This is a genomic window from Nocardioides sp. NPDC127514 (assembly GCF_040302125.1).
Classification (GTDB): Bacteria; Actinomycetota; Actinomycetes; order Propionibacteriales; family Nocardioidaceae; genus Nocardioides.
On sequence record NZ_JBEORF010000029.1, the window covers coordinates 47,133 to 59,840 of the forward strand.

Here is a 12,708-nt window from a genome sequence, read left to right on the forward strand (position 1 = left end):
GAGTGAAGTGTGCTGTCCTGGGTGATCCGATCGATCACTCGCTCTCCCCGGTCCTTCACCAGGCGGCGTACGCCGAGCTGGAGATGTCCGACTGGTCCTACACCTCCACGCGCGTGCAGGCCGGTGGCCTGGCGAAGTACGTCGCGGACCTCGGCGGCGACTGGCCGCCGAGCCGGTGGCGTGGGCTGTCGGTGACGATGCCGCTCAAACGGGAGGCGTACGAGCTGGCGCGGTCGATGTCGCCGCGAGCGCGGCTCGTGGGGGCGGTCAACACGCTGGTGCGCTCCTCGCACGGCTGGGTGGGGGACAACACCGATCTGCCAGGCGCTGTCGCGGCGATCCGGGAGCGCGCGGGCGAGGGATTCTCCTGCACGTCCGGTGCGATCCTGGGCGCCGGCGCGACCGCGGCCTCCACGGGTCTCGCGCTCGCCGAGCTGGGTGCCTCCCGGATCACGCTGCTGGCGCGCAACCCAGGGGCGGCGGGGGAGACGATCGAGATGATCTCGCGTCACCGGAGCAAGCCCGTCGTCTCGGTGCTGCCGCTCGACTCGGCGGCCGACGGTGTCGACGTGGTCGTCTCCACTGTTCCGGCGAAGGCGCAGACCCCGGAGCTGATCGACCGCTGGGCCTCGACACCGGTCGTCTTCGACGTCGTCTACGACCCGTGGCCCTCGCCCCTGCTGTCGGTGACCCCTGGGGTGGCGGTGAGCGGCCTGGACCTGCTCGTGCACCAGGCGGTGCTGCAGTTCGAGCTCTTCACCGGCCGGACCGCGCCGCTCGCTGCGATGCGGGCGGCGGGGGAGAAGGCGCTCGGCATCATGGAGCCGACACCGGCATGAGTCCCGGGGCGGTCGTGCTGGTGAGTGCGGCCGTCGCCGGTCTGCTCGCTCTCGGGGTGCCGACGCTGCTCCGCCGGCTCCCCGAGCCGGTCGACGACCCGCCAGCGGTCTCCTATGCCACCGTGGCCGGATGGCCCCCGCTGCTGCCTCTCGCGGTGGGCGTCTCCGCGGCGCTCGCCGGGCTGCTCGCCTGGCAGGTGGAGCCGTCGAGACTGATGGTGGCCCTGGTGCCCCTCACCCCTGTCTGGGTGCTGCTCGCCTATGTCGACTGGCGCGTCCAGCGGCTGCCGAAGGTGCCGATCCTGGTGGCGACTGCGGTCGCGCTCGGCCTGCTCTGTGCCGAGTGGCTCTGGACGCGTGACACCGCGGCGGCACTCGGCGCCCTGGCCGGGCTGGTGATCGCGCGCTCGGCGTTCTGGCTGTTGTGGCGGGTGCTGCCGCACGCGATGGGCTTCGGCGACGTACGGCTGGCGGCGCTCGTCGGCCTGGTCCTCGGTCGGCTCGGCTGGGAGCAGCTGGCGGTCGGGCTGTGGGCCGGGCTGGCGCTCTTCGGCGTCTGGGGCATCGGGCGCGCCGTCGCGCAGCGCTCGCGTACGGCGATGCGCGAGTCCCTGGCGTACGGGCCGTTCATGATTCTGGGCATGCTCGTCGGTGTGCTCGCCGTCTCGCTTTGAGGCCGGGTGCACGGGGTTGCGTGGCCGGGATGAAAGACTGGCGCCATGTTGCGTTGGCTCACTGCGGGCGAGTCCCATGGTCCGTCCTTGACGGCCGTGATGGAGGGTCTGCCCGCCCACGTCCGGATCACCTCTGACGACATCTCTGATGCCCTGGCCCGGCGGCGGCTGGGCTATGGCCGCGGTGCCCGGATGAAGTTCGAGAAGGACCAGGTGCGGATCACCGGCGGCGTGCGCCACGGGGAGAGCCAGGGCGGTCCGGTCGCGATCGAGGTCGGCAACACCGAGTGGCCCAAGTGGGAGACCGTGATGGCCTCCGACCCGGTCGACCCCGACGTGCTGGCCGGCCAGGCGCGCAATGCGCCGCTGACCCGTCCGCGGCCCGGCCACGCCGACCTGGTCGGGATGCAGAAGTACGACTTCGACGACGCCCGCCCGATCCTGGAGCGTGCCTCGGCCCGTGAGACCGCGGCCCGCGTCGCGCTCGGCGCGGTCGCCTCGGCCTTCCTCGAGCAGGCGCTCGGCGTCCGCCTGGTCTCCCACGTCCTGGAGATCGGCGGGGTCCGTACGCCCGGCCGCGAGGTCCCCGCTCCCGAGGACGTGGCGCGCCTGGACGAGGACCCGGTGCGGGTGCTCGACCCCGACGGCTCCAAGCAGATGGTCGCCCGGATCGACGAGGCCCACAAGGACGGTGACACCCTTGGCGGCGTCGTCGAGGTCGTCGTCCACGGGCTGCCGCCGGGCCTCGGCTCCCACGTGCACTGGGACCGGCGCCTCGACGCCCGGCTCGCCGGTGCGCTGATGGGCATCCAGGCGATCAAGGGTGTCGAGGTCGGCGACGGCTTCGAGCTCGCCGCGACCCCGGGCTCCAAGGCCCACGACGAGATCGTTCCCTCCGCCGACGGCATCCGCCGTGCCTCCGGGCGCTCCGGCGGCACCGAGGGCGGCATGTCGACCGGCGAGATCCTGCGCGTGCGCGCCGCGATGAAGCCGATCGCGACCGTGCCGCGGGCACTGCGCACCGTCGACGTGGCCACCGGCGAGGAGGCCGTCGCGCACCACCAGCGCTCCGACGTCTGCGCGGTGCCCGCCGCCGGCGTCGTCGCCGAGGCGATGGTCGCGCTCGTGCTGGCCGAGGCGGCGCTGGAGAAGTTCGGTGGCGACTCGGTCGCCGAGACCGCGCGCAACGCCAAGGCCTACCTCGAGAACCTGAGGTACTCGTGATGCCCGCCATCGTGCTGGTCGGCCCGATGGGCGCCGGGAAGTCCACGGTCGGGGCGCTGTTGGCCTCCCGTCTCGGGGTGACCCTGCGTGACACCGACGAGGACATCGCGGCGGCCGCAGGCAAGAGCGTTCAGGACATCTTCGTCGATGAGGGCGAGGCCCACTTCCGCTCGGTCGAGGCCTCCGCCGTCGCGGCTGCCCTGGCCGAGCACGACGGAGTGGTCTCCCTCGGCGGCGGTGCCGTGCTGGCCGAGCAGACCCAGATCCTGCTCAAGGAGCACACCGTCGTCTACCTGCGGGTCGGGGTCGCCGACGCGGTCAAGCGGGTCGGCCTCGGCTCGGGCCGTCCGATGCTGCTCGGCAACGTACGCGGCCGCATCAAGACGCTCCTGGAGGAGCGCGCACCCATCTATGAGTCGGTCGCGACGCTCGTCGTCGACACCGACGGCCGCTCGGCTGACGACGTCGCCGCCGAGCTCGCCACCGCCCTCACCGCGCTGAACACCACGGAGTAGAAGTGACTGAGACCGTCATCAGGGTCGAGAGCGCCGCTGCGTACGACGTCGTCATCGGTTCCGGCCTCGCCGGCCGGCTCCAGGGACTGCTGGGCGAGAGCGTCGAGCGGGTGGCCTTCCTCTACGCCGCCGACCTGGCCGAGTACGCCGAGCCAGTGCTCGAGGAGCTGCTGAAGCACTACGACGTGCTCGGCCTCGGTCTGCCCAGCGGGGAAGACCAGAAGACGGTCGCGGTCGCCAACGACTGCTGGGAGGCGCTGGGGGAGCGGGGCTTCACCCGCTCCGACGCCGTCGTCACCTTCGGTGGCGGCGCGACCACCGACCTCGGCGGGTTCGTCGCGGCCGGCTGGCTGCGCGGCGTACGCGTCGTGCACGTGCCCACGACGGTGCTCGCCATGGTGGATGCCGCGGTCGGCGGCAAGACCGGCGTGAACACCGCTGCCGGGAAGAACCTCGTCGGTGCGTTCCACGAGCCGGCCGGGGTGCTGTGCGACCTCGCGCTGCTCGAGACCCTGCCCGAGGCCGACCTGATCGCCGGGCTCGGCGAGGTCGTCAAGTGCGGCTTCATCGCCGACCCCGAGATCCTGCGTCTGGTCGACGAGACGGACAAGATCACCGCGTCCTCGCCCGTTCTCGCCGAGCTGGTCGAGCGTGCGATCCGGGTCAAGGCCGAGGTCGTCGCCGCCGACCTGAAGGAGACCGGCGGCGCCGACGGCCACCCAGGCCGCGAGACGCTCAACTACGGCCACACCCTCGCGCACGCGCTCGAGAAGCACTCCGGCTTCTCGATCCGCCACGGCGACGCGGTCGCCGTCGGCTGCGTGTACGCCGCCGAGCTCGCCCGTCTCGCCGGAGTCCTCTCCGACGACGTCGCCGCCCGGCATGCGCCGACGTTTGCGAAGGTCGGCCTCCCGACCACCGTCAAGGAGCTCGGCGTCGATGCGGGCTTCGACGACCTCATCGGCGCGATGCGGGTCGACAAGAAGGCCCGCGGCTCGGTCCTCCGCTTCCTCGTCCTCCACGACCTCGCCACCCCGCGCATCCTCACCGGACCGTCGGAGGAGCAGCTGCGCGAGGCGTACGCGGTGGTAGCGGGTTAGGACGCCCTCCGCTGGACGCCGAGCGGATCGCTATGACAGAGGGTCCGACCTTGTGAATCATTCACAAGGTCGGACCCTCTGTCATAGCGATTGCGGAGCTCAGTCCTCCTCGGCTCGGCTCACTTACCGGACCAGCGGGCGATGTCCTCGTCGGTGACCTCGACCGGGCCTTCGACACGCTGCGTCACCCGGATGTGGTTGCCGAAGGGATCACGGAAGGCACAGTCGATGCCGTAGGGCTGCTTGGTGGGCTTGTCGGTGAACTCGACTCCCTTGGCGGAGAGGTCCTCGTAGAGCTTCTCTGCGTCGTCGGTGTTGAAGATGACCACGGCGCCCATGGCTCCCTTGGTGACCAGGTCGCGCAGCTGGGCGGCCGTCTCCTCGCTGTGGGCGGGGGAGCCGCCCGGCACCTCGAGCAGCAGCTGGTGGTCCGGGTCGCCGGGAAGGTGGGTGGTGAGCCAGCGCATGAAGCCCATGTCGACGTCGCTCCCGACCTCCAGCCCGAGCTTGCCGACGTAGAAGTCGAGCGCCTCGTCCTGATCGAGCACGTAGATTCCGGTGATGTTGATGTTGGTCAGCATGCGACCAGTCTGCGGCGCTTCGCCGTCGCGCGCTTCTCCGAAACTGCTCAGCTCGCTGGCCGCATCCAGGCGCGGGCCACACACCCCGGCACGGCCGGGCTGTCGGCCCGGGCGCGGTAGTCGGTCGGCGAGGTGCCGACGATGTCGCGGAACGTACGGCTGAAGGTGCCGAGGCTGGTGAAGCCGACCGTGAGCGCGACCTCGGTGACCGGGGTCGCGGTGTCCCGTAGCAACGCCATCGACCGCTCGATCCGCCGCCGCTGCAGGTAGCGGTGCGGCGTCTCCCCGAAGACCGCCTTGAACCTGCGGCTGAAGTGCGCAGGCGACACGTGGGCGACGCGGGCGATCGCAGCGACGTCGAGCGGCTCGGCGTAGTGCCGGTCCATCGCGTCACGCGCCCGCAGCAGGCGGCGATTCTCGTCCTCGCGCGGCGTCATGCCCCGAGCGTACGCCTGCGCAGAAGTCTCATGCTCGGCAAAAGCGTACCGAATTCGGTACGCTTTTGCCCGAGGTGGTTCCAATGAGTTATCGCAGTGTCCTACGCGAACTGGGTTTCGACAGCCACGGCATCGTCACGCTCGTGGAGGCCGAATCCGCTGGCGTGCCCGCGGTCGAGGTGCGAAAGCTGGCCTCCCGCGGAGCTCTGATCCGACTGGGCCAGGGCGTGTATCGGATGGCCGAGGTCCCGCCTGGGCCTCTGGACGAGTTCGCGGCTGCGGTGGCGTTGGTCGGTGCGGACGCTGTCCTGGCGGACGAGTCGGCGCTGGCTGCGTACGACCTCGGGCAGATCAACGTCCGTCGGATCAAGGTCGCGACGACCGCGCGAGTCCGCAAGCGGCTGCCGCCCACCGTCCAGATCGTTCGAAAGCACGTGCCACCGCACCTCCGAGCCGATATCGAGGGGATCGCCTCGATGCGTGTCGGCGCCGCTGCGCTCGCCTGTCGTGGCAAGGTGATGGAGACACGACTGGTCGATGCAATGAATGTGGCGGCGGCTCGCGGCCTGATCGACCACAACGAGGCACAGCGGGTCCTCTCGGAGTTGGAGGCGGCGGATGGGTGGAGCGGTGCCGAGGCGAGTCGGTGATCTGATCCGTGCGACGACGACCCTGGCTGCAGAGCGCGGCATCTCCCAGAAGCGACTGGTCGCTTTGGTCGCGAATGTGGTGCTTGCGCAGATGCTGCCCGACTCGGCGGTCAAGGGTGGCACGGGGCTGAAGCTGCGCTTCGGCGAGCGGCTCACCAGGGAGACCCCTGACGTCGATGTCGCCTATCGAGGTGACCTCGACGCGTTCCGCGATGAGCTGGCAGATCGGCTCGGCGTGGGTTGGCATGGGTTCACCGGCGAGGTGACGATGGGCGAACGGCGTGCGCCCGGGTCGGTCCCGGACGCGTACGTCATGCAGCCGTTCAGAGTGCGGCTCAAGTTCGCTCGCAAGACGTTCAAGGCGATCGACCTCGAGATCGGGTACGACGAGCTGGAGTCGACGACGAACGAGCCGCCCGAGCTGGTGATGTCGTCAGAGGTTCTGGAGATCTTCGAGGCGCTCGGTCTCCCCGAACCGGGCGCGGTGCGGGTCCAGCCGCTACATCACCAGATCGCTCAGAAGATCCATGCCTGCACTGCTCCGCGGAGCGAACGAGCCCACGACCTCGTCGACCTTCAGCTGATCGTTCCTGCGACGGACCCGAAGCTGGTTGCGAAGGTGACCCAGCGGCTCTTCGCATTCCGTCAGGAGCACGACTGGCCGCCGATGCTGTCGCCGGGCGCGCGATGGGGGTCGCTGTACGAAGAGGCGGCCGAGGGGCTCGCTGTGCTGGACTCGGTCTCCGAGGCGGGCGCCTGGCTCAACGACTACATCGCCGAGCTTGCGCGGGCAGAAGAGACCAGGCGGGCAGGAGACTCGGAGAAGCCCCAGCCCGCCTGACCTTCAACTCACAGACCCATGTCCTTGGCGATGATCAGCTTCATGACCTCGGAGGTGCCGCCGTAGATGCGGTTCACGCGGTTGTCGGCGTAGAGGCGGGCGATGGGGTACTCGTTCATGTAGCCGTAGCCGCCGTGGAGCTGGAGGCAGCGGTCGATGACGCGGTGGGCGACCTCGGTGCAGAAGAGCTTGGCGGAGGCGGCCTCGGCGGCGGTGAGGGTGCCGGCGTCCTCGGCCTCGATGGCGCGGTCGACCACGGCCTCGGCGGCGTCCACCTCGGCCTTGCAGGCGGCCAGCTCGAACTTGGTGTTCTGGAACGAGGCGACGGTGGTGCCGAAGACCTTGCGGTCGTGGACGTAGGCCTTGGCGAACTCGACCGCGGCCGCGGCCTGGGCGTAGGCGCCGACGGCGATGCCGAGACGCTCGACGGGGAGGTTCTGGCCGAGGTAGGAGAAGCCCTTGCCGACCTCGCCGAGTACGTCCTCGACGGGGACCTGCACGTCGGTGAAGGAGAGCTCGGCGGTGTCGGAGACCTTGAGCCCGAGCTTGTCGAGCTTACGGCCGACCTCGTAGCCCGGGAGCGAGGTGTCGACGGCGAGCAGGGTGATCCCGCCACGGCGGTCGTCGGCGGAGGCCGGCGCGGTGCGGGCGCAGACGATCACCCGGTCGGCGTTGACGCCGCCGGTGATGAAGGTCTTGGCGCCGTTGAGGATGTAGTGCTTGCCGTCCTCGGTGAGCTTGGCATTGGTGGTCATGCCGGCGAGGTCGGAGCCGGTGCCGGGCTCGGTCATCGCGATCGCCCACATCTCCTCGCCGGCGACGAAGCCGGGCATCCAGCGCTCCATCTGCTCCTTGGTGCCGAGGTTGAGGAGATAGGGCAGGCAGAGCCCGACATGGACGGACGAACCGCCGAAGGAGACACCGGCGCGGGCGAGCTCCTCGGTGATGACGGCGGAGTACTTGAACGACTCGATCCCGGCGCCGCCGTACTCCTCGGGCACCTGGATGCCCCACACGCCGAGCTCACCGAGCTTGAGGTAGAAGTCGTGGGGGACGATCCCGGCCTCGTACCACTCGTCGTAGACGGGGGTGACCTCCTTCTCGATGAACGAGCGGATGGTCTCGCGGAAGGACTGGTGGTCCTCGGTGTAGATGGTGCGGCGCATGATGGTGCTTTCTCCTCGGGTTCTTTCCGGTGGGGATCAGGGGCGGGCGCCGACGACGCGGAGCGCCAGGTCGGCATAGAAGTCGGCGAGGTCCTCGGGCGTCCAGGAGCCGTCGTCGCGATACCACCGGGCCAGGTCGATGCCGAGCGAGAGCAGGGCGGTGGCGGCCTTGGCCGGGTCGGGGGTGTCGAAGTCGCCGCTGCGTACGCCTTCCTCGACGACCTCACGCATGACGGTGTCGATGGCGCGGCGCAGCCCCGCGATCTCCCGGAAGTGCTCCTCGGTCAGCGCGGCGAGCTCGTAGTTGATGACGCGGGCCGTCGTGTGGGAGCGCGCGTGGAACAGGACATAGGTGCGTACGGCGGCCGCGACCCGCTCGGCGGGCGTGGCGTCGGCACGGGTCGCGTCGGTGACCGCCTCGAGGATCACCTCGTGGCCGCGCACCGCGATCGCGTGCAGGAGCTCCTCCTTGGAGCGGTGGTGGACGTAGACCGCGGCTGGGCTCAGTCCGGCCGCCGTGGCGATGTCGCGGGTGCTGGTGCCGTGGAACCCCTTGGCGGAGAATGCCTGGACCGCCGCGTCGAGCAGACGGGCACGGCTGCGGTCGCCGCGCGCCTGGGTGCTGGTGCGTACATCGGTCATGTGGTCAGTCTGACACAAAGGTAAGTGGGCGCTTAGATTCGGCTCGCGAAAACCGTGCAAGGATGCCGACGTGAGCAAAACGTTGAAGAAGGTCCTGGTCCTCAACGGCCCCAACCTCGGTCGTCTCGGGAAGCGTCAGCCCGAGATCTACGGGCACACCACCCACGACGAGCTCGCCGCGATGTGCGTCGACTGGGGTCATGCGCTCGGCTTCGCCGTGGACGTACGTCAGACCAACCACGAGGGCGACATGGTCGACTGGCTCAACGCCGCGGCCGACAAGGGCATCCCGGTCGTGCTCAACGCCGCCGCCTGGACCCACTACTCCTACGCCATCTATGACGCCTGCGCGCAGCTGACCGCTCCGCTGGTCGAGGTGCACATCTCCGAGCCGCTCGAGCGACCCGAGGTCTTCCGGCACACCAGCGTCATCACCCCACACGCGGCCGCGGTCGTCGCGGGCAAGGGCATCGACGGCTACCACGAGGCGCTCTCGGTCATCGCCGCGAAGCTCGGCACCGCGTGACGGATTGGGTCGGCGTACGTCTGTTGACTAGGATTCTCTGAGGCCCTTCGGGCCCCACGAACATTGACAATGAAGCCTGCATCGGTGCAGGTCAAAGAGACGAAGGCTGACGGACGGTTATGGCGACGACGAACGACCTCAAGAACGGCATGGTGCTGAAGATCGAGGGCCAGCTCTGGCAGGTGGTCGAGTTCCAGCACGTGAAGCCCGGCAAGGGTCCGGCCTTCGTCCGCACCAAGCTGAAGAACGTCGAGTCGGGCAAGAACGTCGACAAGACCTTCAACGCCGGCACCAAGGTCGAGACCGCCACGGTCGACCGCCGCTCGTTCCAGTACCTCTACAACGACGGCTCGAACTTCGTCTTCATGGACGTCGCCGACTTCGACCAGGTCGAGGTCGGCCCGGAGATCATCGGCGACAGCGCGGGCTTCCTCCTGGAGAACCAGGAGGTCATCCTGGCCACGAACGAGGGTCGCGTGCTCTTCGTGGAGCTCCCGCCGTCGGTCGAGCTCGTCATCTCCTACACCGAGCCCGGCGTCATGGGTGACTCGGCCACCGGCCGCACCAAGCCCGCCACCCTGGAGACCGGCGCCGAGATCCAGGTGCCGCTCTTCATCGAGCAGGGCGAGAAGATCAAGGTCGACACCCGCGAGGGCGGTTCCTACCTCTCCCGCGTCAAGGGCTGACCTGTGGCTCACGTCGCCACCGCCCGCACCAAGGCCCGTAAGCGCGCGCTCGACCTGCTCTTCGCCGCTGAGGCCCGTGGACTCTCCGCCGGTGATCTGCTCGACCAGCAGATCCGCGAGGGTGAGGTGCCCAACAACCCCTTCACGGTCAAGCTCGTCCGTGGCGTGGTCGCCGAGTCCGAGCGCATCGACGCTCTGATCGCCGCCTTCGCCAAGGACTGGTCGCTGGCCCGGATGCCCGCGGTCGACCGCAACGTTCTCCGCCTCGGCGTCTGGGAGCTCCTCGACGGCGATGTCGCCTCCGAGGTCGCGATCAGCGAGGCCACCGCACTGGTGACCGAGCTGTCGACCGACGACTCGCCGTCCTTCGTCAACGGCGTGCTCGCCGCGGTCGCGAAGGACCTCGCCAAGGCCTGATCGGCACGAGACGTACGCCTGTCCGGGACCGTTCCGGGCAGGCGTGGCGTCATTTCGGGTGCGGCGCGACGCGTGTGTTTTCCGGTTATCGACGATTGCTTCGGTCGGGACCGTATGTTTGGACCCAAGGCTGTGATGGAGGCCGTAACCAAGCACCCGTATTCGGAGAGCGCATGACGCAGGAGAACAACCCCTACGACGAGCCGGACTCGCGCACCCGGCCGGCCGGCACACCCTCGCACTGGGTGACGCCGCCCCCGCCGAACACGGCGGGAAGGCCGGTGACGCCCCCCAGCCAGCCCCATCCGGACCCGAGTCAGGAGGCGACTCGCATCACCAACCCACAGGTCACCACGACACCCGCCCCGCCCCCTCCGGTGGCGGTGACGCCGCCACCCCCGGCCGTTCACGGGCAGGAGGTCCCCAGCGCGACCGACTTCCTCGACCGGCGCGCGGAGTCGGCCGGGTTCGGCCCCGCGACCTGGGGCTGGCGAGGCGCGATCCGCAGGATGTCCGGCGGGCTGATCAGCCCGAAGATGGGGCAGGACGAGGTCGCCTATGAGCAGGACCGGGCGATGATCCAGCGGGACTTCGACGGACCGCGCACGATCGTCTTCATCAACCCCAAGGGCGGCGCTGCCAAGACCACCGGCGTGCTCGCGGCGGGCTACACCTTCGGCACCGTGCGCGGTGGCGGGATCGTGGCCTGGGACAACAACGAGACCCGCGGCACCCTCGGCATCCGCGGTATGCGGAGCACCCACCGCAACACCACCCGCGAGCTGCTCGACAACCTGGCCGCGTTCAACAACGTCTACCAGTCCCGCATCGGCGACCTCGGTGCCTTCGTACGCTCCCAGGGCGACGCCCACTTCGATGTGCTCGCCTCCGACGAGCGGCCCGATGTCACCGGCCAGATCCACGCCGACGACTTCGCGCAGGTGCACCAGCTGCTGGAGCGCTTCTACAAGGTGATCCTGGTCGACACCGGCAACAACATGCGTGCCGAGAACTGGCTGGCCGCGGCCGACACCGCCGACCTGCTGGTGGTGACCTCGACGGTGCGCGAGGACACCGGCTACAGCGGCCTGTGGATGCTCGACGCGCTCCAGGAGTCCGGCTACGCCGACCTCAAGCTGAAGACGATCACCGTGCTCTCCGACCCGTCCCCGAAGGTCGACACCAACCTGGCCCGCGACCTCACCGAGGTCTACCAGCAGCGCACCCGCGGGGTCTACCGGGTCCCGTTCGACCCGGTGCTCGTCGCGGGCTCCACGGTGCAGTACTCCCAGCTCTCGGAGGACACCAAGATGTCGTGGCTCAAGGCCTGTGCTGGGATGGCGCACGCGCTCTAGCCATCGGCCGCTAACGTCGGAGTCATGCGCGCAGTCGTCTACTCCGAGAACGGTCCCTCCTCCGCCATGCGTCTGACCGAGCGCCCGGTGCCGAAGCCCGGCCCGGGCGAGGTCCTGGTCAGACTGGTGCGGGCGGGGGTCAACCCCACCGACTGGAAGGTACGCGCCGGCCTGAGCGCAACCTTGACGACTCCCGAGGCGACCCCGGGTCAGGACGGCGCCGGCGTGATCGAGGAAATCGGCGAGGGCGTCACCGACCGCGTCGTCGGTCAGCCGGTCTGGCTCTTCATGGTCCAGCACGGGCAGCCCTGGGGGACCGCGGCGGAGTACGTCACGGTCCCGGCCCACAAGGCCGTCGAGCTGGCCGAGGGTGCCTCCTACGACCTCGGCGCCTCGCTCGGCGTCCCGGCGATGACCGCCCACCGGGCGCTCACCTCCGGGTCGGTGGAGCGGGTGGCCCCCGGGTCGTTCAGCGGCCTCACCATCCTGGTCCACGGCGGCGCCGGAGCGGTCGGCAACGCCGCGATCCAGCTCGCCGTGTGGGCCGGGGCGACGGTGATCACCACGGTCAGCTCCGCGGAGAAGGCGGACCTGGCGAAGGCCGCCGGGGCGCACCACATCGTCAACTACCGCGAGGGCGACCCGGCCGCCGCGATCCGCGAGATCGCACCCGACGGCGTCGACCAGATCGTCGAGGTCGCTCCGGCAGTCAACAACGACCTGGACCGCGCGGTCATCGCCAAGCGCGGCACGATCGCGATCTACGCCAACAACGGCGGCGACGAGCTCACCATGCCGCTGCGTGCCACTTTCTCGCTCAACCTGCGCTACCAGTTCATCCAGCTCTACGGCATCGAGGAGGCGCAGATCCGGGCCGCGGCCGACGACGTCGCCGCCGCCGTCGCGGCAGGGGCGCTGCGGGTCGGCCCGGAGGGCGGCGTACCCCTTCACCACTACCGGCTCGAGGAGACCGCCGCCGCCCACGACGCGGTCGAGGCGGGGGCCGTCGGGAAAGTGCTGATCGACCTGGAGTGAGGATAAGGTTGGCCCGATCC

The 12,708-nt window shown here is 69.8% G+C and carries 16 protein-coding genes; 12 read left to right on the plus strand and 4 right to left on the minus strand.

The window, feature by feature from the left end:
- The first annotated feature begins 2 nt into the window (after positions 1–2).
- Genes ABTX24_RS21990 through aroB form a run of 5 tightly spaced genes read left to right on the plus strand, consistent with a single transcriptional unit; the run spans position 3 to position 4,352 of the window.
- Positions 3–839 carry a shikimate dehydrogenase gene (locus ABTX24_RS21990; protein ID WP_350715017.1) on the plus strand — a complete coding sequence of 279 codons (837 nt, stop codon included), beginning with the start codon at positions 3–5 and terminating at the stop codon, positions 837–839.
- The gene (locus ABTX24_RS21995; protein ID WP_350842581.1) at positions 836–1,513 is read left to right on the plus strand and encodes a prepilin peptidase; all 678 of its coding nucleotides are present in this window, start codon (positions 836–838) and stop codon (positions 1,511–1,513) included. The genes ABTX24_RS21990 and ABTX24_RS21995 overlap by 4 nt, the downstream gene beginning before the upstream one ends.
- A 45-nt stretch (positions 1,514–1,558) precedes the next feature.
- Positions 1,559–2,737, plus strand: coding sequence for a chorismate synthase (gene aroC / locus ABTX24_RS22000; RefSeq protein ID WP_350715021.1), 1,179 nt, complete (start codon positions 1,559–1,561; stop codon positions 2,735–2,737).
- A complete protein-coding gene (locus ABTX24_RS22005) occupies positions 2,737–3,252 on the plus strand; it encodes a shikimate kinase (RefSeq protein ID WP_160022928.1) in 516 nt (171 codons plus the stop codon). Before aroC ends, ABTX24_RS22005 begins: the two co-directional genes overlap by 1 nt.
- Before the next feature lie 2 nt (positions 3,253–3,254).
- Positions 3,255–4,352 (plus strand): 3-dehydroquinate synthase, encoded by a 1,098-nt coding sequence (gene aroB, locus ABTX24_RS22010; RefSeq protein WP_350842583.1) that lies wholly within the window; start codon positions 3,255–3,257, stop codon positions 4,350–4,352.
- 119 nt (positions 4,353–4,471) lie between these two features.
- Here the strand turns inward: aroB and ABTX24_RS22015 are convergent, their stop codons facing one another.
- Both ABTX24_RS22015 and ABTX24_RS22020 read right to left on the minus strand, forming a co-directional pair.
- The gene (locus tag ABTX24_RS22015; protein ID WP_350842585.1) at positions 4,472–4,933 is read right to left on the minus strand and encodes a VOC family protein; all 462 of its coding nucleotides are present in this window, start codon (positions 4,931–4,933) and stop codon (positions 4,472–4,474) included.
- Positions 4,934–4,980: 47 nt separating this feature from the next.
- A complete protein-coding gene (locus ABTX24_RS22020; protein WP_350842587.1) occupies positions 4,981–5,370 on the minus strand; it encodes a helix-turn-helix domain-containing protein in 390 nt (129 codons plus the stop codon).
- A gap of 83 nt (positions 5,371–5,453) precedes the next feature.
- Between ABTX24_RS22020 and ABTX24_RS22025 the strand changes: the two genes are divergently transcribed.
- Positions 5,454–6,020 carry a type IV toxin-antitoxin system AbiEi family antitoxin domain-containing protein gene (locus ABTX24_RS22025; RefSeq protein ID WP_350842589.1) on the plus strand — a complete coding sequence of 189 codons (567 nt, stop codon included), beginning with the start codon at positions 5,454–5,456 and terminating at the stop codon, positions 6,018–6,020.
- On the plus strand, positions 6,001–6,861 hold the full coding sequence (locus tag ABTX24_RS22030) for a nucleotidyl transferase AbiEii/AbiGii toxin family protein (protein ID WP_350842590.1): 861 nt from the start codon (positions 6,001–6,003) through the stop codon (positions 6,859–6,861). The genes ABTX24_RS22025 and ABTX24_RS22030 overlap by 20 nt, the downstream gene beginning before the upstream one ends.
- Before the next feature lie 8 nt (positions 6,862–6,869).
- On the opposite strand, the gene ABTX24_RS22035 is transcribed toward ABTX24_RS22030, so the two are convergent.
- Together ABTX24_RS22035 and ABTX24_RS22040 are read right to left on the minus strand one after the other, a co-directional pair.
- Positions 6,870–8,027: an acyl-CoA dehydrogenase family protein gene (locus ABTX24_RS22035; protein WP_350842592.1), complete on the minus strand. Its 1,158-nt coding sequence runs from the start codon at positions 8,025–8,027 to the stop codon at positions 6,870–6,872.
- A 36-nt stretch (positions 8,028–8,063) separates the two neighbouring features.
- Positions 8,064–8,669 carry a TetR/AcrR family transcriptional regulator gene (locus ABTX24_RS22040; RefSeq protein ID WP_160022942.1) on the minus strand — a complete coding sequence of 202 codons (606 nt, stop codon included), beginning with the start codon at positions 8,667–8,669 and terminating at the stop codon, positions 8,064–8,066.
- 70 nt (positions 8,670–8,739) lie between these two features.
- Here ABTX24_RS22040 and ABTX24_RS22045 point away from each other — a divergent pair, with 70 nt between their 5' ends.
- From ABTX24_RS22045 to ABTX24_RS22065, 5 genes are all read left to right on the plus strand, one after another.
- Positions 8,740–9,195: a type II 3-dehydroquinate dehydratase gene (locus ABTX24_RS22045; RefSeq protein WP_350842594.1), complete on the plus strand. Its 456-nt coding sequence runs from the start codon at positions 8,740–8,742 to the stop codon at positions 9,193–9,195.
- Positions 9,196–9,314: 119 nt separating this feature from the next.
- Positions 9,315–9,881 (plus strand): elongation factor P, encoded by a 567-nt coding sequence (gene efp / locus ABTX24_RS22050; RefSeq protein WP_160022946.1) that lies wholly within the window; start codon positions 9,315–9,317, stop codon positions 9,879–9,881.
- 3 nt (positions 9,882–9,884) lie between these two features.
- Positions 9,885–10,298, plus strand: coding sequence for a transcription antitermination factor NusB (gene nusB, locus ABTX24_RS22055; protein ID WP_160022948.1), 414 nt, complete (start codon positions 9,885–9,887; stop codon positions 10,296–10,298).
- A 173-nt stretch (positions 10,299–10,471) separates the two neighbouring features.
- The gene (locus ABTX24_RS22060) at positions 10,472–11,653 is read left to right on the plus strand and encodes a MinD/ParA family ATP-binding protein (RefSeq protein ID WP_201450998.1); all 1,182 of its coding nucleotides are present in this window, start codon (positions 10,472–10,474) and stop codon (positions 11,651–11,653) included.
- Between the two features lie 24 nt (positions 11,654–11,677).
- Entirely contained in the window at positions 11,678–12,688 is a 1,011-nt protein-coding gene (locus tag ABTX24_RS22065) for an NADPH:quinone reductase (RefSeq protein ID WP_350842596.1), read from the plus strand.
- Positions 12,689–12,708: the final 20 nt, after the last annotated feature.